The sequence below is a fragment of the Bradyrhizobium acaciae genome, assembly GCF_020889785.1.
Classification (GTDB): domain Bacteria; phylum Pseudomonadota; class Alphaproteobacteria; order Rhizobiales; family Xanthobacteraceae; genus Bradyrhizobium; species Bradyrhizobium acaciae.
The window spans coordinates 153,525-171,673 of record NZ_JACMYK010000002.1; the positions used below are offsets into that span (position 1 = coordinate 153,525).

Sequence of the window (18,149 nt, forward strand, 5' to 3'; positions counted from 1 at the left end):
AAAAGACCATGACACAGTATTGGAATGCGGCGCGAGCTGGTGCACATCACGGCGCGAGCGGGCGCGAACCGGCCCCGCCGTCGCCGTCGATCTCCGACCGCATCGACGATGCCCTGTTTGGCACGAGCAAAGTCGAGGAACGGGCGAAAGAGGCACAGGAGTATCATCAGGCGTATGCGTCCGCGACGTTGCACCGTATCGCCGACAAGTAGCGCTTGCGACGCCACGATATCGCGATAGCGAGATCGGCTTGCAGCGTGAACAAGGCTCGATCACTTCCGGCCCTTCACGCTTCAATTCTTGTCCGCAAGCTGCTCACAGCTCTCCCGGTAGAACGGCTCGATCAGCTCATCGATCTGCGTTGCCACAAGGATGTAATTCGATGCGGCTGATCGGCATAATTACGGCACTTCTCTTCCTCTCCAATTCGGCGGCAGTAGCCCAACAACCACCATCATACAGGCTTGGGCTGGCCTGTAACGCTGTCGATCAGGAGTATCCGCTCGGTCATTGGGTTTGCAATGACGCCGAGGCCGCGCAGCTATCCCAGCAACTGAACGCAGCTTACCATGCGGCACAAATGAAGACTGACGAAGCCGGGCGAGCGCAACTCCAACAAGCGAATGCCGCCTGGCTAAGCGAGATCGACCAACGGTGTCAGGAAGATCGCAGTAAGAGCTGCGTCACAAACGCGCTCAAGGCGCGCCTCAGGGAGTTCGGGATCTCCGTGTCCACAGCCCCTGTGGCGGCAAATGCGCCGCCCTCGATTAGCAATGTCGACGTGTTTGCCTTCTGCAAAGCAGTGAAGAATTTGGATGATCCTCAAAATGTGCAACTGGACGCCAGCAGCGACGAAGCGCTGGCCGCAGCCGCGGTTACGAATAACTATGCTTGGCGCTGCATGGATAGTGATGTGTTGGTCTGCGGTATGGGCGCCAGCGGCAGCGCGTGCCAAAAGATGAGCTCTAGCGCGGCACCTACCAAGGCGATACTCGCCTTCTGTGCGCGATCGCCGAATACGAAGTTTGTCCCGATGTCAGTGATTGGCAACTCGCCGGCATCGTGGAAATGCTCTGGGACCACCCCAAAGGTTTTGGATGCGATGCGGCTGGATAAACGCCAGTTCATGGCGGACACTTGGATTAGGGTCGAACAATCACATCCTGCGTCTAAGTAAAGCGCTGCAGCTCCCTCTCTCGCGCTCTCGCAAAGTGGGTTTGACGTTGGAGTCGTTGGTGACCACCTCCCCGCCCCTCCGCCATCGAATCTCAAGCCGAAGCAAGACGGAAGGTCGTTGATGTGTCCAGTCTTCATATGGTCGACTAATAGAACGCTGATGCGCCATCTACCAAACCAACGCACGCCCACAACGCTTCTGTCCAGGTCAAAACGCTCGTAGTGTTTCGAAGCTCCCGTAAGAATACCGGGACAAGTCTGCACTGTCGGTAAGCATACGTGCAAAATCCGTCACACCTGATAGTTGAAATTTGGCCAATTTTTTGCCAGATGTTGAAGGTGGAGTGTCGAGAGACGACGCGATCGATTTTAGATCGCCGACCGCCTGCACAGCACGGGGCGATTCCCGCGCAAATACATATTGGAGATCATTCCACGATTATTTGGATTTCTAGCTCAGACGACGAACTGACGATCTACTCGGGCTTCGCGCAGATGAAAGTGTCCCTGGTCCAACGGGGCTAGGATCCTCGATTTAAAGGACGGATCACGGAAATGAACAGATCAGCAGCAAAGAAGATGAAGCAGCGCAGCGCCGGCAAGCCGGATATCGAGTTGGGCAAACGGATTCGTCTGCGCCGTGTCGAGCAGAACATCTCGCAGTCGGAGCTCGGCGACAAGCTCGGCATCAGTTTCCAGCAGGTTCAGAAATACGAGAAGGGCGTGAACCGCGTGGGTGCAGCCCGTCTTCAGCAGATCGCCACCGTGCTCGACGTACCGGTCACCTTCTTCTACGACGGCGACAACAAGACACGCGAAGTCGACAGCTTGCTGTTCCTCGATAGCGCGTTCAGCCTGCGGCTGCTGCGCGCCTATAGCAACATCAAAGATCAGGCAGTCCAACGCCAGCTAGTCACCTTGATGGAGTCGATTGCAGCCAACGAAGATTGAAATGGCTTAGCTAAGAACCACACGACATCAACTCGTCTGAGTCCGTCGTTCATCCTGCGATGGACAAGGTTTTGCAGGTGCTCGAGTCGAAGAGAGCTCGACAACTCGATGGCTGGGGCGAGGACCTATAGCGTAACTTCCCGACTCTGCTCCGGCCCAAGAGCGCTGTCCTGGCCTGTTCTGCAAGGGCGCAGCCACTAAGGAATGGGTAGATTGTAGCCAGGACCTTTGATCTCGATACTCGAATCCAAAGAATGGAAATACATGACCAAAGGACGCCAACGCGCGAAGGCCAATAATTTAGCCGATCCGATTTTCAAAGTGATCGCGCGCCACCGGGACGTATCAAAGGACTACGATGACGCCGGCGCCATATGGTCAAAATTTATCTCAGGGCCCGAATATGAGGCCGCAGGGAAGATTGTCGACAAAAAGCACGCTCCTCTCGAGAGGCAAACAAAGCTCCTTATGCGCTCAAAGCCGACCACAATGGCCGGCACAATCGCTCTGACCCGCTACGTCGCTGGCTTGCGGTTGTGGCAGATGCCTAACGAGGAAGATTGGTATGCAAGCTTCTTGGGCGGCTTGGCGGATGTGCTGGGGGCAATTGCAAGCGAGGCTGCCATCCGACAAGTCAGATCGTGAGCCGACTGAACAACAATCAACCGTCCCGATTTTTGCGCCCGTGCCCAACCGGTCCAGTCGCGCTGACCGCGCCAGCGACGTTGGCAGGGATACTTGGCCGAATGACTGAGAAATTCAGGCTCCAACTCACACGCTCTACAGGTGTACTCCGATTACATCACAAGGGCGCGATCCGTACCAATTGATGAGGGTCGAAACAAACTGGTTGCTAGAGCAGCACCGATCGCCTTATGGTTGGATGATTTATTGAAGCCATTTGCTCACCCTCCGACCGCGCATGATTTCAAAGCCCATTATCGAACTGCTAAGCACAGTGAGTCTGAGCGACTACATTCGAGTATGTCGGGAAACGGGCCGGGGAAAGGTCGACCGATCCGCACGGATGGAGTTGGTTACTACACTTGAGCGTGTCTCGTCGGCATATGCGACGGCCGCAAACCTCAGTCACGAAGAAGAGCGCTTGTCGAGCTTAGTGAGTGACATTCTGAGCTCAGAGCGCGCACTTCTGGATCATCCGATACCGCGATATCCCATCTATACAAATCTTGCGATCCTCAACCGGTTCATCGGCGTCTATTCACATCCGAGCATCCAAGATACATGGGCGCGATGTCGAAAGGCCCTAGCCGTACTGTGCGATGATTGGCTGTCTTTCGAGCGACACGCCTTGGAGTGTTTCGAACGGGCGAAGACGGGCGCGACTGAAACACCAGGGCGAAATTTTCCGGAGAACGCCGTTCGCAAGCGGATCGAGGCTCTTGAGCTCCTCTGTTCATTCCTGGCGAGCGTGGATCGGCCAACCATTGCGTCGATTCACAACGGTGTACCTGCTAAACACCCAATCGATTGGATCTACTACGCGCTCGAACATGATGGTGCCGTTGGATTGGCCCACCTGAGCGCCTTACCTCAATCCGACTTTCACGACGAATATCTATTTCTGCGAACGCTGCATCTTACGGAAGTATGTTTTTGGGCAATCATTACTGGAATCCGTGCAGCTACCCAAACATACGCGAGAGACGAGCTGGGCGTAACGCTGCTTGCTTTAAAGGAATGTAAATTCTTCGCCGAATTCATTGTGCGCGCTCTATCAGTATTTCACACCATGCCCTATGAGAGTTTTTTCGATGGATTTCGAGTGGCTACGGGCGATTCGAGCGCTGTCCAATCTGAAAAGTTCCAACATCTTGAAATCATCAGTCGCGGCATCTCGGAAGAAAAGCGGTCCGCTCTACGAACCAAAAAAGAGTTGTCGTGGCTTGCCGACTGGAGACCGGGACCTGAAGCTACCCTGCAAGGTCTACTTTCATCAGTAGAACGCTCCAGCGTGGGGCTCGCATCGAGTCTCCGCGCCGAACTCTTTGGGCTCGACCGCAGCTTGCAGAGCTGGCGCAACCTTCATCTCGGTATCGCCCGCCGCTACCTTCCTGAGGGTACAGTTGGCACCGGAGAGGAAGGTGTGACGTACCTCGAAAAACACTTTCAAAATCCGGGGCTCTTTACGCAAGTCGATGCAAAAAAAGCGCCTCCAACGGGACGAGCCGTATCGGAAAACGCTTTCGTCACATCTGTCGATCTCTTGGGAATAAGGATAGGGTTTATTATTGCGCGCGACGTTCCAGGTACCGCATTTGCCGAAGCAATCGAGAGTCTCGCCGATCAAACCAAGGATCGGTTGAAAGATTTGTCTCGCGACGCAAACTATGCATTGAGCAAATTGTTCAGCTACTACGACCCGATTTTCGCGAGGCACGGAAAGCCGTTTCCGCTTAAGAAGCAGCTTAAAGAAGCCATGAAAAACGGCCTCCCCGAGAGACCGGTTTCGAGATTGTTGCTATCGCTAGAGCTGTCTACCGGGCTTCTTATGGGTTTGCACGATGGAAGCGGGCTTAGGTATCCCCTTCGGGTAACTACAGCGTCGGAAGGACAACACTTTGAAAGTATGAATGGCAAGACGGTGGCCTTGAAATCTGAAGAACTGATTCTCGCCGACGAGGTCCGCGCGTTTGCCTCTTATGTGCAAGGCTCCGATCGACGCACCTCGGTTGCGGAGACGAATGGAAATAACTTCAAAGAACTCTTGTTTGTGGTCTTCGGAGCTCCAAAGCTACCCGAAGGAGATTTCGAAGCCGCTTTGGATTTCGTGCAAACGGCAGCGTTTTCAATGACGGGGCGAAAGCCCGATGTCCAGTTGGTGACCACGAAGCTTGCCCATGCCTGATTCAGTATTCCTGGAACGTGGTATTTCTGCGCTGAAGAGCGATGCAGTTGTGCATCTTGGAAATTTCTTCGGAGCGTTGAAGGGCTCACTCAACGGACAAGATATTTACGCTCGAAACAATTTTCTCTTCATCGCGGATCGTCACTATCTGGTGGACTTTGACGCGGATGTCGACCTGATCGGACAGAATTACGCTCTCGTTAGAGAGTTTCTCGCCCTTGGATTTAACCCGCAGCGCACAGTCATTTATCGACAATCCGATATTCGCGAGCTGTTTACGATTATGTGGCTGCTAAATTGCCACACGCCTGCCAAGGAACTGCTGGACAGGAAGGATTACACGGGAGCCATCGACCCTTCGCTCGCTCGCGTTCTGTACCCTCAGTTGATGGCGGCGGACGTGTTGGGTTTGCGTGCGAGTCAGGTCTATGTGGGACCTGACGAGGCTGATCACGTATCATATTGTCAGGAAATTGCCGGATTCATCAACTCCGCGGCGAAGAAGCTTGCTCTTCCTGTTCCCCGGTGGAGCTGCGTAACGTCCAACGTAATTTCCGGTCCAGGCGGGCTTACGATGTCTCGCACCAACAAGAACATTATCCCAATCTTCGGAGACGACCGAGCCATTAGAAGATGCTTTCAGCAGATACCCGTTGCCAAGGTTCGCCGACGCGAAGCGATAAACCCCGATACCGATATTTGCTTTCAACTTTTCCAACTCATGTCAACGGCGGAAGACGCCGCCGATGTCAGCGCGAAGTATCGTGAGGCAGAGGTCGATCAAGACGATGCCCGCAAGCTCGTCGAGACGCAGTTCTTCAAATACTTTGATAAGGCCCGCGAACGAAAGAAGGAGAATTCGATGTCAGACTCAGACATCGAAGAAATCCTTCAAGCCGGACAACAGCGGGTAAGGAGAGAGATGCGCGACACCCTCGCCATTCTTGAGGATATGTTATATTATAACGTAGGAACCAGATCTTCTCGAAGTTTCTGACAGCGGAGCCTACTCAATGCACATCTCGACACCGAGCCAAGCACTCGAGCTTCCAAAAGGAACGCTTGAGGTGGTAAGTAAGACAGAGCGCGGTCGCATCTGCCAGCTCTATAAGTTCACGAGTGCCGAAGTCATCGATGCTGCAGGCGCTCTTCTCAGTGAAAAAGTGGAGCTAACTGGCTTCACCGTTCAAGCAGAAATACTCGCATTCCGTGCCAATCACCTCGGATGGAAGGATTTTGAAGAGGCATTTGCCTTGCACGGATCTCGCAGCTCTCGTTCTGGTTAGACTTAAAATGGGTTTCCTTGCGGAGGCCCTTTTTTTTGTGAAGCAGCGCGCCTGCAGCTCCGAAAACGGCGCCGTTGTCGATAATAATGCGAATCGCCATGAGACGAGGCCGTTATACAAAACGGGAGCCTCGCCGTAACGAGGCTCCCGCGTGACCGCACCGGTGGGAGCACAGAAGCCCATGCAGAAGCGCTTCCATGGCAAGTCTCCAGACGTAGCCCGCGAACAGCACTTGCCCTGCCAAAGTGGAAATCTGCTCGCGTCGCGATGGCTGGCGATCACATTCCCTGCTTGCGCAGAGCTCTACGCAATCGCTCAGTATTCACTCGCGAGCATCAACGTGAGCACACGGGTTGTCTTGGTGGGGTCGGTCGGATCTTCTGAGCCAGACTCACACCTCTGATCGTAGTAGTCGATCTTCCAAAAGAACTTTCGCTGACACAGTTCGAAGGTCCCAAAATCATGTTCCCCATGCGGGTCATTATCCGCCGAGAAATCACTGAACTCGGTCACCTTTAGTATCACCGCCGCCACGACCATGGGTGGAAGCCCACATACGCCGGGCGTCATCAACACCTGCCCTCCAGAAAGCGATTTCCGGAACGCGTCGTTGAGTGCGGCGATCTTCTTTGCTGTCTCGATCTTGGACATGCGCTTCTCCTCGCTACCGGCCCCCGAGGAATTCGGGCGCTGGATAGCGAGGGGAAGCGTCGGACGATCATCCGACTTTGTGCCGGCTCTCGCCCGCCTCTCTAAAGAACGTCAGCGCAAGCGCCGCCGCATCAAAGAGACCCATGCGGTCGTCTTCACTCATCCAAGGCCGACGGCGCGGCGGCACGTAACGTTCGAAGGCTGGAATTCGCTTGGCGATCGCTTCGGCAATGGCGTGCTTGGTGATCTGCCCCATAGTTACGAACGTCGCATGCACCCGTTCCTGGGTGAAGGCACAGACCGGAATATCATTGTCGTCCGCGAGCTCAAAGAATGCGGCATTGAGCGCTGTAGTGCGCTGGGAGCGGCGAGTACCGGTCCATGAGGTATCCTGCAACACGATACAATCGGGCCGGCAGCGCTCGATGAGCGCTTTCGCCGCTTTGATGCATCGCCGGTTCTTGTTCGGCTCGCCGCGCCGGATGATACCCCAATCAAGGGGCGCCAACGCACCTTCGAACAGGGCAAATGCGAAGCCGTGTCGCGTAACGTAGACCGCCATGATGAGGTCGTAACGTTTCAGCATATGATGCGTTTTTGTCTATTCTTCCTTTCCTCCACTCGTTTGAACATCGCTTCAAGGCAATCCAGCTTCGCTGGAGTGGCTTGCAACGGTATGCCCTGCAGTCGTTCATACAGGTCGTTTCCGCGCGAGAGTATTGCTCCCTCAATTTCAGCAAAGAATGCGGGAAACAGCTCAACAACCTCCGTGCCAAAGAGGATGTAGAGGGAAAGCATCTCGGCAAGGGTTGGCTCTCGCACTCCCCTTTCCAGATCCGAGACGCGGTTTCGGCCCTTGCATCCGATGAGATACGCAAGTTCGGCCTGGCTTAACGCAAATCGCAGGCGATACGAGCGGAGATATCTTTTTCTAATCTTCATAATGTGCATGCCGGTATCGACCGATCGGCACACGCGCTATCTTCACCTGTCGCTTGCGTTCCTCGAAGAGGGCAGAATGCATCGTTTTGATGCAGCAAGTGGAATATTGAAAAGCGGTCCTTACAAGCGACCAGACGATCGCGGTGAGTTACCGAAGGACCGATCCGGGGACGTGGGGACGTAGGGACTTAGAAAATGGTAATGTCACGCCGATTGGCGTGCGCTATATCGACCTTACAGCGCTACAACCGGCCAGCAAAAAGACGTCCGCTAAGACGTCCCCCATGTCCCCACGTCCCCCAATTGTACGTGAGACTGCACATCGCTGCGCGTGCGCTGCACGCCGTAGCGGTCACAAAGTTGTCTGATGCGCTCCTTCTCCATCCCCGGGACCACGTAGATGCCGTGACTCTTGTGCGTCTTGATATGCAGTCGCCGCCGAAGGATGCCGCCAATCCAGCGATTCGTGATCGGGTGACCGTACTCGGCACCGAAACGGTCTATAAACGCGGCGGTAATGTCGGCAAGCGAGATTGTCGCGTGTTCCCCGGCGGCCAACATCTTGCCGGCCAGAATCTCTAATACCTGCGCTTCCGTATGGAGCCCGCGCTCTGCGACGATACCCTCCTGCGTGTTGAGCGCGATCAAACGAAGCTCATCGCGCAGCGCTGGGTCTTTGACGATACTTAATAGCGGCAGCAGTATCTGATTGGCGCGCGGATGGAGCTTTGCGTCAGCGAGCGACGGATCGATCACAGTATCGAACCTGCGATTAAACCGGAACAGCAAGAGCTTGTTGCGTAGCTCCCGCGCTTCTTCGTGCATCTCGTCGGGCAGGTTGATCGGCACGTCGCTACGCAGCGGACGCCCGCCCATGTCTTCGGTAAGGAAGCGGCTTTCAAGGGCTTTATCTTCGTAGATGCCGCGCGTCGCCACTATCTTGGGGCCAAAGACCTGAAACGCCCGCGGGTTAAATTCGCGCTGCCGGTTCATCATAGTACGCAGAACCGGCAGGCCCCGGACGTTGCCGTTATTCAATATTTTTGTGATCTCCGCCCGCTCGTCGCTGAACCGGAAATCCGCCTCATCGAATATCATAGTTCCACGAAATGCGTCCAACGTATGGAAGAGCGGTGAGACCGTGGAGGCGCCGCTCGCGAAGAAGGGCTTGTAGCAAATCGAGCCGATCACCAGAAGCGCGCGAGTCTTGCCAGTGCCGAAATCACCGCGCAATCGCAAATACGGCAACTCGGCGAAGGCGTCGTATAGCCAAGAGAGGATGACATAATAGGTGGCTAGGTGTTCGAACGTCGAGGAGAGGTCGACATACCGGTGAATGAACTGGCGGATATCGGAGACGAGGCGCTCTTCGGTGTCATAGGCGGCGGGTTCCGAAGGCAACAGGACGACATTGTTCTTGATCAGGTTGTTCTCAGGCGAGAATGGAACGAGCCGCCGACCCGTAGCAAGATCGATGTGCGGCAGGAGCGTCCACTGAGTGGATTGGTAGAGCGCGAGCAAGGTTTTGCGTTCTTGGGGATTATACAACAGCTCGACTATTGAACCGTCGTCGAAACACTCGGAGACCGTCGGTATCCCCTGCTCTGGTCGCATCCTTTCTTCCCCATGCGCTCGTTCCATTACGAGCACTATGTGGCAACACGACGCTCCCACCTAGAGGGTCGTAGGCATCACATCAAGGCACCCTACCCGCTCCCCTCGAAACGTTCTCTTACGCTACACTGAAGCACAAGCCTGACAGAACGCGGGGCGATTCGCGTCAAGCGCGTTTCGGTGTTAGATTCACACTTGTCGTATGAGATACTTCGTATATTGCCGAAAGTCGTCCGAATCTGAAGACAGACAAGTCCTTTCGATCGAGTCTCAACTCAGAGAAATCGAAAAACATTTCGGACGCGCTGCCAGCGTCGAGATTGTTCACATATATCAAGAATCAATGAGCGCAAAATCTCCTGGCCGTCCACTGTTCGGGCAGATGCTCATGAGAATTGAACAGGGCGAAGCTGAGGGCGTCATTGCTTGGCACCCCGACCGCCTTGCCCGCAACTCCATCGACGGCGGCCGCCTCATTTATCTGCTCGATCAAGCCGTCCTTAAAGACCTTCGGTTCGCGACGTTCACGTTCGAGAACAATCCGCAAGGCAAATTCATGCTGCAGATCATGTTTGGGCAGTCGAAGTACTACTCCGATGCTCTCTCAGAGAATGTCAAACGTGGCCTGCGCACCAAACTGGAGCGCGGCGAATGGCCGAACAAAGCTCCCATAGGATATCGCCTCGACCCAGCGACAAGGTCTTTGGTCCCCGACCCCGACCAGTTTCCGATCGTCCGACAAATGTGGCAGTTTATGCTTTCGGGCGCATATAGACCACCGCGTATCTGGCAGTTATCGCACGAGTGGGGCCTTCGAACCGCCCAGCACAAAGTCCTCGGCGGCAAGCCGTTGACACTCAGCGCTACGTACCACTTACTGACAAACCCGTTTTATGCGGGCGTTCTTCCTTGGCAGGGGCGGATTTATCCCGGGAAGCATCAGGCGATGATCACTCTCGACGAATTTCAGCGAGTGCAGGCCCTGCTCGGTAGGCCAGGTCGACCTCGACCTCAGAAGCACAGGTTTGCCTTTACGGGCCTCATTCGCTGCGGCAGGTGTGGTTTATTTGTAACCGCTGAGGACAAGAAGAAACCTTCAGGGAGACGCTACGTCTACTATCACTGCACGAGAAGGCTCAGGCCGCGCTGCCAAGAGCCGTCAGTTGAAGTAGCGGCGCTTGAAGATCAAATTGTTTGCTTTCTGCGCAGTATTGAAATGCCGGGAGCATTTCACGAATGGGGATTGGCTCACCTGCATGAATCGCGGGACAACCATCATAGGTCACGAGCCATGCGCCTCGAAACTCTCCACAAAACCGCAACAGATGTGGACAGGCAGCTACAGACTCTCACTGACCTCCGTATCCGGAGCATCATAGACGACGCCGAGTTCATTGCAAAACGCACTGAGCTCCAGGCCGAATTGCTTCGATTGCGGCAAACGCTTCATCAAGAGAATAATGGGAGCAACGATTGGTTCGAACCAGCGCGCTCGCTGATTTCGTTTAGCAACAGAGCCATTTCTTGGTTCGAGACTGGTGACATCGATACAAAACGTCTCATTCTTGAAACCGTCGGTTCGAACTACACGTTAACTGACAAAATATTCAACGGTGAAGCCAGAAAACCGTTCGCCCGTTTTCCAAAAAACACACAGATTCCTGAAATGCTGGCGTTCATGGAGAACGTTCGCACCATGCTCCACGATACCGAGCTTGGAATAATGCTACGAAACATCAAACAGCTGGAGGAGAGGATGGAGGGCCATTCGACATTGCAGGACGCTGCTTGAGTGCTTCCTGCTCTTCAGGGAGCGGACGGGCAAGATGCTCATAGAGAAACGCCAACCTTCCTGCCATCGCGCGGGCCTCATCCTCCCCTATCTCTTCATCGAACGACTCTTTATATGCGGCCATGAAGCGTCGCAGGCTTTCATCGCTGATGGTCATACGATTTTGCTGTTAGCAAATCGATCTCGCGAATGAGTTCGGAGCGCGAGAGGCGCTACTGTCTTGCAAGGCATGACCCAATTCTCTTCGGACGCACAAGGATTGCTAGGGGGAACATTGCGTATGATTAGTGCAAAGTTCGTGGACCAGCCGTTGGCTCAATCCTGAGTCCAAGCCGCTAAAAAGCGTCCGAAATGCTAGTTGAGCCATGCTCTCCATCGGTCACGCAACGTATGACGAAGTAGTACCAGGCGGACCGCATCGCGACTGGCGGCCTGAAGAAATCAGCATCTCTTACTTAGCAGTAATCCCTTCAACGATCTTAAGAAGAACGTTTGCAACATGGATTGCGTCTGCAGCCTCGCGAGGGTCTTTAACATCTACATAGCGGTGGCTCGACGGGTTCTTGAACATTCCCATCGCGCCGGCAAAGAACTCCATGCGCGCGACCTGCTCGCCGCCATCGACGCTCTTGTCCGTTAGCGGCCCGTCTTTGCCAAATGCTTTCCGCATGAGCGACGCACCAATATCGCTGTCGGTATATCCTCCTCTGCTGCGCACACGCACTTCTACTTCCTTGAAGGCCTGAAAGATTGCCGTGTCGTAGTCTCCGCGGATGAAGGACTGCTTCACTTTTTGCACGAGCACAGGATCAAGACCCTCCGATGGTAAGAGATAGCCCTGACGGTATGCGCTGAAATCCTGAGACTCGAGAACTTTTTCGCCCCGAGGCGTGATGAACATCCAGTCATTGTTGCCAGGCTGGGGCGCAATGAGCATCTCCCGCTCCAGCCACATCCATGCGGGTGAAAGGCGCTGCAGCACTTTCTCCGCCTGTTGGTACGACCCTGCCCAGTCGATCAATTCGCGGTCAGTATTGATAAGGAAGTTGTGGCGGTTGAGCTTGCTTTGACCTGCTTTGCTCAAATGCTTGAGCACGAATGGCGCCAGATCCTCCGGCTCCATCTCAAGCACCGCTTCCGGTAGCGGATAAATCTGAGAATACATGGTCATACCTCCATCATACTCTAGCGGCCCCTCGCGTGCTTGCACAAACTCCCCATGCGCTTATTGTCGTTGGGGAAGATCTGCCGCTTGTTAATGGTGTAGAAGATGATGACCACCTTCTCCCCAAGCGTCGCATAGGCTTCGATGCCGAAGAGCGGTGCTGCGCCGCTGCCAGGAAACTGGCTAGTGGATACCAAAGACCATCAGTTCGGTTTACAAACAAAATCCTCTTCGGCTTCGGTATGAAGTACACAAGTGTAGGGTGCAATGCTGTTTAATATGGCAGGAAGTTCGGTCTTGTCCTCCGGCTTGTGATAAGCAGACATGCTTATGATCGGTTTGTATTTCCTTATTGTCTCTTTTGCTCCCATGAGCAGTTTTGACTCAAAACCCTCGACATCCATTTTTATGAAATCAACTTGCGGCAGATTTAGCGAGTCCAGAGTTTTTATTTCACAGGGAGTCTCGCCTATTATTGTGTACTCACTAGCGGCCGCAGTCTTCACGGGGCCTGGAGCACCCTTTTTGCCGATGTAATTGCCCGCAGCATTGTTCGTCTCCACGATTGAAGTTGTTTCATTTTTGTCCCCGAGACCATAGTTGAAACAATGAATATTTGGGCGACCTTCGGTGTTCTCTTTTAGGTATTTGAACGTCGATGGCGTTGGTTCAAAGGCATAGATTTTTGCATCTGGGTTCATCTCTGCAACAAAGAGGGAGAAAACGCCTACATGTGCTCCCGCATCTACTACGACACCACCCTTTTTGATCAACTCGATATGGTACTGGTTGCCGACAACGACGTCGTTTATCACCTTACCCAACAATTTGTGATTTCCGGAAAGTGACGTGCCAAAAAGAGTTACCGAAGGCGGGAAAAGGGGGAACTTGTCGGACAAAACCCAGATGATCCTCCTAAATAACAACGATGCGCCTCCCTCTCGTAGTGCCTTAAATATTTTCTCCATTGGTCGATTGTAGCACATCGTAAATCGATACAAAAAGCCGCCCCGAAAGAGGCAGCTTTTTGCTTCGTCCGAATTAGAAAGCTAAATATTCGTGACAGTGAACGTGCCGCTACTCGTGAAGGTATGCACGGTATATCCGCCCGATGTGGTGACCGTTCCACCGGTTGCAGTCAGTGAACCGGTTGGATAGGAAATAATGACAACACCTGACGCACCATCACCACCGACGTGATACCCCCAGCCAGCACCACCGCCGCCACCGCCAGTGTTGGCTGTAGCGTTCGAGCCATTTGCTTGAAGTCCACCATTCCCGCCGCCGCCACTGCCGCCAATACCCGCGCTCGTTCCATTGTTGCCGCCGGCGCCAGTACCGCCGCCTCCACCGCCGCCATAGGTCGACGTCGTGCCGCTTATTGCGGAGGACACGCCGTCACCGCCATTGCCGCCGTTGAAGTTTAATTGGCCATCTTGACCTACCGTGCTGGCTCCTCCTCCTCCGCCGCCGCCAGTAACGTTCGCGATATTCATGCCACCATTGTTGCCTTGGCCCGTGGTCGCTGTACCACCTTGGCTACTATAAGCTCCGCTGCCCCCCGAACCGCCACCGCTGCCTCCAGCGCCTGCAGGTGCACCTGACGGATTGCCGCCACCATTATATGAACCGTAGCCGCCTCCAATAGCCGTATAAGACAGAGCTGATGAATTACCTCCCTGTGTACCATTGCTCGGATCACCCGTAGTAGTCGACGGACCACCGGTACCGCCCGCACCAACCACAATTGTGTAGCTGCCCACTCCGACATTCGCGGTGCTGATTATTACACCACCCGATCCACCACCTCCGCCGCTATCGTTAGGACCACTACCGCCACCGCCGCCGCCGCCGGCTGCGACGAGTAGTGACACATCAGCCCTGTTTTGCATTTTCACCGCAATGGTTTGTGCAGCCCAATCGTGCTGGGGGCCACTGCTGAACGTGGACGACATCGATCCCACTGTTCCTGCCACAGCCTGGGCCCGATCTTGTTCAGCTGCAGTTGGACCAAATGGAGTATTCTTAACGCCATACCGCGTCGTCATGCCTGTCGACGTACTGAAGAGCGGGCTATTGTTTGTGCCGGTATCGGCTGCAAAGAGCGCGATTACGGTATCGCTCGCCTGGCTAGTTGTTATTGAAGGCGCAGTAGCACTGATCCCTCTTCCTGTGGAACTGGCCACCACATCAATCGGAGAACCCGAGTCGACGCCCGTGTACCGCGTAATTCCGCCTACAGCTCTGGTCTGCGGGCTGATGGTCCACGTGTACGAAGAAGGCTCGGATGAACCGACGAATTTGTAGTACGATGCAATACCGACATTCGAATCGTTGTCGGTCCTTGCGATCAGCGTCCAACCGCTTGGAGCGGTCACTACTGCCGGCGCGCCACCGTTGACCGATATGCTGGCAATCAACATGTCGCCTGCGACGGCGTCCCTTGGCTTACTGAGGCTGACTTGCGTGTACGCAACGTCTTGCGAGAGGCTCGTATTCGAAGATCCCGGCATTATGTCGGCAATAGCGAGCGTCGCAAATAGAAGGCTTCCTATTAAGAGCACACCGACAGCACTAAAACGCTTAACCCTGGTGAATTGTCTCATGTATAAATAATGTACAGCTCATAATACCTTCAGTGTATGTTGTCGCGACGATACTAACAAAGTCCGCGTGTTGATAAGCCCCGCACCTCCGATCAAAATAGCAAGTGACCCGTCTTGGGCCGGAACGAAATAGATCGCGACTGCTGTCGATTTCGAAGGCAGGTTGGTGTGCGAAGGGACGATAATAGATCGGTTAGCTGCGACTGCTTTTGGATGGGCCTGTGCCACCGACGGGGATTTGGATGAAGAACGCGTTCGAGAAAACGGTGAGTGTCTTACGCGCAGGCACCCTCTGTCTGGTTGCTTGCTGCATTTCTTACAGCAGCGCGGAAGCGTGCATGGGGCCGCACTATCCAGGCATCATATTCGACCATGTACCGCCCGATATAGACGCCCCGGTAATAATCGAAGCGACAATCTACGACAAATCGTTCGTGATCGATGCAGGTGTTGTTATGTGGATAATGAACGCTCGGGTAGATAAGGTCATTAAGGGCTCCATCGATACGAAGTCGTTGAAGATTTTTATGTACCCGACGAGCTGCTCACACGTCGCGACCGGGCATGGGATTGTGCTTGGAACACTCCGAGATGTGCCACGGCGCGGGCTCATGTTGGAAGCCATTGAAAGAGATTTCGGCTTTAGGCCTTTCCAAGGAAAAGGCTTATGAAGATTATATCAATGACGCGGTTCGCTCCAGTCATGATGTTGGCATTGTTTCTCGGCTTCTGGCTTTCGAGTGAAAATGCCGTGGCCGACGATGAACCATCTGGCTCCGCAACGGTGTCTCACCCTAGCGATGAAGCACCTGTCGAGTTTCGAGATGACGGCATTTCATTCGAGCCAAGACCGCCGGACGAGCATCCAAATGATTGGGAAACGCTCCCACCAGAGACCGCGAACGATCCGAAAGAGGATCCGAAGTGACCGTTCAGCTTAAGTGCAGATTCGTTACCGCTCTATTCGCTGCGGTGGTGGGCCTGACTTCGCCGACGCCAGCACTAAGTGCCACCAAGGAACAGTCCGCGGCAATGGCGGCATTGTGGTGGGCAAACAAAACTCGTTGGGAGGCTCACCTTACGGACACCGTGCGCCAGCTGTTTGTTTGTAAAGCAGCGGAACCAGCAAATGACCGCTCACCGTGTAACTTTCTAGTAGGACATGTCCTACACGAAGTGTTTGAGATCGATGATTTCAGATCAACGGATGGATTTCTGAGCGCAGATGATATTGCTGTTGCACTCCGCGGCAAAGCATCTTTGTGGTCAGAGATAGGATCAGCAGCTCAACAATCCAACCTAGCGGTTGCCCAGGAAAAAGCGAACCTAGGTTATGCTGTGATTGCGGTTTATCCGTCTGTTGATCGTCACCCTGGACACGTAGCGCTGATTTTGCCAGGAAAGCTCCTGCCGTCTGCTACATGGGCTCTCCGTGTACCCAATTCAGCTAGCTTCTTTCTAGGTCGCCCCGAGCAGTCCTACGTAGGACGAGGGCTGTCCGCCGCCTTCGGGTCGACGAAGAAGGCGGACGTGCGATTGTTCTTTAGACGGGGATCGGAAATTCATCTCTAGAAATTTCACGCACAGGAACTCGCTCAACTGAGGCAAATTAGCTCATGCTGCACCTCGAAGAGCTTCATTCTTCCCAAATCGTGAAAGATGTCTCACCGAGGACGGAGAGTAGCCGGGTCTCCCGTGATGACAGTGCAAGAACACAAAGCCGCTTCCTACTATTGGCCCATCTACTTCCTCGGAGAATGTATGCTCTTGGGCTGCTAATGAGGTAGACCGGAGATCAGCCAGGCCGCCGCTTAATTTGTACGTTCTGGACAGTCGCAGAGGCGAGATGTGCATCAAATAGATGCAACAGCGCCTCGTTCAGAACACGGCGACGCTGTCATACTGAAGCCATGCTATCCGATCAGATCGTTCGACTTGGCAGAGTCGACTACCGAGATGATCAGCGCGCGTTCGGCATCAAACGCGAAGATCGCTTTTCTCATACCTACATTATTGGCAAGACCGGCGTCGGCAAATCCACGCTTTTGGAGAGCATGGCTCGTCAAGATCTGGAGTACGGCAACGGTTTCGCCCTCATCGATCCGCACGGCGATCTAGCTGAGCGCGTTTTCGAAAGCGTGCCGGCTTCTCGGCGGAATGAAGTGATTTACCTCAACGCCGCCGATCCATCGCAGCCATGGGGGTATAATCCGCTGCGGCACGTTGCTCCCCAGTACACCGCGCTGGCTGCTTCAGGTCTCATGGAAGTATTCAAAAAGATGTGGCCGGACGCCTGGGGCGTTCGTATGGAGCACATCTTGCGTAACGTGCTCATGGCCCTCCTGGAGCAACCTTCTGCAACGATGCACGACGTATTAAAAGTCATTTCGAATAAAGCGTTCAGGCGGCGATTAACGCAATCACTGCAGAACGAAACAGTGCGCCATTTCCTTGAGACCGAATTCGAACGATTTTCCTCGGGGTACCGCGCGGACGGCATCGCGCCCATCCAAAACAAGATCGGCGCTTTTCTAACGGACCCCCTACTCAACCGTATCCTAACTGCCCCGCAGCAGGACTTGCGCCTTAGGCAGGCCATGGATGAAGGTAAGGTCCTCATCGTAAATCTCGCAAAGGGTCGAATCGGAGACGACAGCTCTTCCCTGCTTGGTGGGCTCCTTGTCACCATGATCGGGCTCGCAGCGTACACGCGTGCTGACCTTCCTCCGACTCGACGGCGCGATTTTTTCGTATACATCGACGAATTTCAGAGCTTCACGACGCTCGCGCTCGCGAACATGCTCTCGGAATTACGCAAGTACCGGGTTGGATTTGCGGTCGCCCATCAGTACCTGCATCAATTGGAGCCAAGTATTCGGCATGCCGTTCTCGGCAACGTCGGGACAATCATTTCCTTCCGAGTCGGCGCCGAGGACGCGCCGTACCTTGCCCGCGAGTTTCAGTCCCGCTTTGAAGCGGTGGATCTCCTCAATCTCGAAAATCATCACATGTATCTCAAGCTCATGATCGATGGCATGCCGAGCCGGCCATTCAGCGCGGTAACGCTGTTGCGTGGAAAATAAGTCGACGAGAGTGC

General features: G+C 54.3%; 18 protein-coding genes. 11 read left to right on the forward strand and 7 right to left on the reverse strand.

The window, feature by feature from the left end; translation table 11 throughout:
• The first annotated feature begins 8 nt into the window (after positions 1-8).
• The 7 genes from H8A92_RS01870 to H8A92_RS01900 all read left to right on the forward strand — a co-directional run bounded on the left by H8A92_RS01870 (position 9) and on the right by H8A92_RS01900 (position 6,282).
• Positions 9-212: a hypothetical protein gene (locus H8A92_RS01870; RefSeq protein WP_229194174.1), complete on the forward strand. Its 204-nt coding sequence runs from the start codon at positions 9-11 to the stop codon at positions 210-212.
• A 170-nt stretch (positions 213-382) separates the two neighbouring features.
• Positions 383-1,177, forward strand: a complete 795-nt coding sequence (locus H8A92_RS01875; protein ID WP_229194175.1) for a lysozyme inhibitor LprI family protein — start codon at positions 383-385, stop codon at positions 1,175-1,177.
• Positions 1,178-1,755: 578 nt separating this feature from the next.
• Positions 1,756-2,127, forward strand: a complete 372-nt coding sequence (locus H8A92_RS01880) for a helix-turn-helix domain-containing protein (protein WP_229194176.1) — start codon at positions 1,756-1,758, stop codon at positions 2,125-2,127.
• A gap of 264 nt (positions 2,128-2,391) precedes the next feature.
• Positions 2,392-2,772, forward strand: a complete 381-nt coding sequence (locus tag H8A92_RS01885; RefSeq protein WP_229194177.1) for a hypothetical protein — start codon at positions 2,392-2,394, stop codon at positions 2,770-2,772.
• Between the two features lie 382 nt (positions 2,773-3,154).
• A complete protein-coding gene (locus H8A92_RS01890) occupies positions 3,155-4,996 on the forward strand; it encodes a hypothetical protein (protein ID WP_229194178.1) in 1,842 nt (613 codons plus the stop codon).
• Positions 4,989-5,993, forward strand: coding sequence for a nucleotidyl transferase family protein (locus tag H8A92_RS01895; protein WP_229194179.1), 1,005 nt, complete (start codon positions 4,989-4,991; stop codon positions 5,991-5,993). The genes H8A92_RS01890 and H8A92_RS01895 overlap by 8 nt, the downstream gene beginning before the upstream one ends.
• 16 nt (positions 5,994-6,009) lie before the next feature.
• A complete protein-coding gene (locus H8A92_RS01900) occupies positions 6,010-6,282 on the forward strand; it encodes a hypothetical protein (protein WP_229194180.1) in 273 nt (90 codons plus the stop codon).
• Positions 6,283-6,597: 315 nt separating this feature from the next.
• Here H8A92_RS01900 and H8A92_RS01905 read toward each other — a convergent pair whose 3' ends face one another.
• The 4 genes from H8A92_RS01905 to H8A92_RS01920 all read right to left on the reverse strand — a co-directional run bounded on the left by H8A92_RS01905 (position 6,598) and on the right by H8A92_RS01920 (position 9,489).
• Positions 6,598-6,933 carry a DUF3768 domain-containing protein gene (locus H8A92_RS01905; RefSeq protein ID WP_229194181.1) on the reverse strand — a complete coding sequence of 112 codons (336 nt, stop codon included), beginning with the start codon at positions 6,931-6,933 and terminating at the stop codon, positions 6,598-6,600.
• A gap of 67 nt (positions 6,934-7,000) precedes the next feature.
• Positions 7,001-7,519 carry a hypothetical protein gene (locus H8A92_RS01910; protein ID WP_229194182.1) on the reverse strand — a complete coding sequence of 173 codons (519 nt, stop codon included), beginning with the start codon at positions 7,517-7,519 and terminating at the stop codon, positions 7,001-7,003.
• The gene (locus H8A92_RS01915) at positions 7,513-7,884 is read right to left on the reverse strand and encodes a helix-turn-helix transcriptional regulator (protein ID WP_229194183.1); all 372 of its coding nucleotides are present in this window, start codon (positions 7,882-7,884) and stop codon (positions 7,513-7,515) included. Before H8A92_RS01915 ends, H8A92_RS01910 begins: the two co-directional genes overlap by 7 nt.
• 261 nt (positions 7,885-8,145) lie before the next feature.
• Positions 8,146-9,489, reverse strand: a complete 1,344-nt coding sequence (locus H8A92_RS01920; RefSeq protein WP_229194184.1) for a hypothetical protein — start codon at positions 9,487-9,489, stop codon at positions 8,146-8,148.
• Positions 9,490-9,691: 202 nt separating this feature from the next.
• On the opposite strand from H8A92_RS01920, the gene H8A92_RS01925 reads away from it, so the two are divergent.
• Positions 9,692-11,281, forward strand: a complete 1,590-nt coding sequence (locus H8A92_RS01925; protein WP_229194185.1) for a recombinase family protein — start codon at positions 9,692-9,694, stop codon at positions 11,279-11,281.
• Between the two features lie 451 nt (positions 11,282-11,732).
• Here the strand turns inward: H8A92_RS01925 and H8A92_RS01930 are convergent, their stop codons facing one another.
• From H8A92_RS01930 to H8A92_RS01940, 3 genes are all read right to left on the reverse strand, one after another.
• Positions 11,733-12,446, reverse strand: a complete 714-nt coding sequence (locus tag H8A92_RS01930) for a TIGR02391 family protein (RefSeq protein WP_229194186.1) — start codon at positions 12,444-12,446, stop codon at positions 11,733-11,735.
• 203 nt (positions 12,447-12,649) lie between these two features.
• Positions 12,650-13,414: an FkbM family methyltransferase gene (locus tag H8A92_RS01935; protein WP_229194187.1), complete on the reverse strand. Its 765-nt coding sequence runs from the start codon at positions 13,412-13,414 to the stop codon at positions 12,650-12,652.
• Positions 13,415-13,495: 81 nt separating this feature from the next.
• Entirely contained in the window at positions 13,496-15,052 is a 1,557-nt protein-coding gene (locus H8A92_RS01940; RefSeq protein WP_229194188.1) for a glycine-rich domain-containing protein, read from the reverse strand.
• 242 nt (positions 15,053-15,294) lie between these two features.
• Between H8A92_RS01940 and H8A92_RS01945 the strand changes: the two genes are divergently transcribed.
• From H8A92_RS01945 to H8A92_RS01955, 3 genes are all read left to right on the forward strand, one after another.
• Positions 15,295-15,723, forward strand: coding sequence for a hypothetical protein (locus H8A92_RS01945; protein WP_229194189.1), 429 nt, complete (start codon positions 15,295-15,297; stop codon positions 15,721-15,723).
• Positions 15,720-15,980 (forward strand): hypothetical protein, encoded by a 261-nt coding sequence (locus H8A92_RS01950; RefSeq protein WP_229194190.1) that lies wholly within the window; start codon positions 15,720-15,722, stop codon positions 15,978-15,980. The genes H8A92_RS01945 and H8A92_RS01950 overlap by 4 nt, the downstream gene beginning before the upstream one ends.
• Positions 15,981-16,962: 982 nt before the next feature.
• On the forward strand, positions 16,963-18,135 hold the full coding sequence (locus H8A92_RS01955) for a type IV secretory system conjugative DNA transfer family protein (protein ID WP_229194191.1): 1,173 nt from the start codon (positions 16,963-16,965) through the stop codon (positions 18,133-18,135).
• The last annotated feature ends 14 nt before the right edge of the window (positions 18,136-18,149 follow it).

Excerpts from the sequence above, each read along its gene's own strand:
- H8A92_RS01905 (WP_229194181.1), bottom strand. The coding sequence starts at position 6,933 with ATGTCCAAGATCGAGACAGCAAAGAAGATCGCCGCACTCAACGACGCG.
- H8A92_RS01950 (WP_229194190.1), top strand. The coding sequence starts at position 15,720 with ATGAAGATTATATCAATGACGCGGTTCGCTCCAGTCATGATGTTGGCA.
- H8A92_RS01895 (WP_229194179.1), top strand. The coding sequence starts at position 4,989 with ATGCCTGATTCAGTATTCCTGGAACGTGGTATTTCTGCGCTGAAGAGC.
- H8A92_RS01920 (WP_229194184.1), bottom strand. The coding sequence starts at position 9,489 with ATGCGACCAGAGCAGGGGATACCGACGGTCTCCGAGTGTTTCGACGAC.
- H8A92_RS01900 (WP_229194180.1), top strand. The coding sequence starts at position 6,010 with ATGCACATCTCGACACCGAGCCAAGCACTCGAGCTTCCAAAAGGAACG.
- H8A92_RS01915 (WP_229194183.1), bottom strand. The coding sequence starts at position 7,884 with ATGCACATTATGAAGATTAGAAAAAGATATCTCCGCTCGTATCGCCTG.
- H8A92_RS01910 (WP_229194182.1), bottom strand. The coding sequence starts at position 7,519 with ATGCTGAAACGTTACGACCTCATCATGGCGGTCTACGTTACGCGACAC.
- H8A92_RS01875 (WP_229194175.1), top strand. The coding sequence starts at position 383 with ATGCGGCTGATCGGCATAATTACGGCACTTCTCTTCCTCTCCAATTCG.
- H8A92_RS01925 (WP_229194185.1), top strand. The coding sequence starts at position 9,692 with ATGAGATACTTCGTATATTGCCGAAAGTCGTCCGAATCTGAAGACAGA.
- H8A92_RS01945 (WP_229194189.1), top strand. The coding sequence starts at position 15,295 with ATGAAGAACGCGTTCGAGAAAACGGTGAGTGTCTTACGCGCAGGCACC.
- H8A92_RS01930 (WP_229194186.1), bottom strand. The coding sequence starts at position 12,446 with ATGTATTCTCAGATTTATCCGCTACCGGAAGCGGTGCTTGAGATGGAG.
- H8A92_RS01880 (WP_229194176.1), top strand. The coding sequence starts at position 1,756 with ATGAAGCAGCGCAGCGCCGGCAAGCCGGATATCGAGTTGGGCAAACGG.
- H8A92_RS01940 (WP_229194188.1), bottom strand. The coding sequence starts at position 15,052 with ATGAGACAATTCACCAGGGTTAAGCGTTTTAGTGCTGTCGGTGTGCTC.
- H8A92_RS01885 (WP_229194177.1), top strand. The coding sequence starts at position 2,392 with ATGACCAAAGGACGCCAACGCGCGAAGGCCAATAATTTAGCCGATCCG.
- H8A92_RS01870 (WP_229194174.1), top strand. The coding sequence starts at position 9 with ATGACACAGTATTGGAATGCGGCGCGAGCTGGTGCACATCACGGCGCG.
- H8A92_RS01935 (WP_229194187.1), bottom strand. The coding sequence starts at position 13,414 with ATGGAGAAAATATTTAAGGCACTACGAGAGGGAGGCGCATCGTTGTTA.
- H8A92_RS01955 (WP_229194191.1), top strand. The coding sequence starts at position 16,963 with ATGCTATCCGATCAGATCGTTCGACTTGGCAGAGTCGACTACCGAGAT.
- H8A92_RS01890 (WP_229194178.1), top strand. The coding sequence starts at position 3,155 with ATGGAGTTGGTTACTACACTTGAGCGTGTCTCGTCGGCATATGCGACG.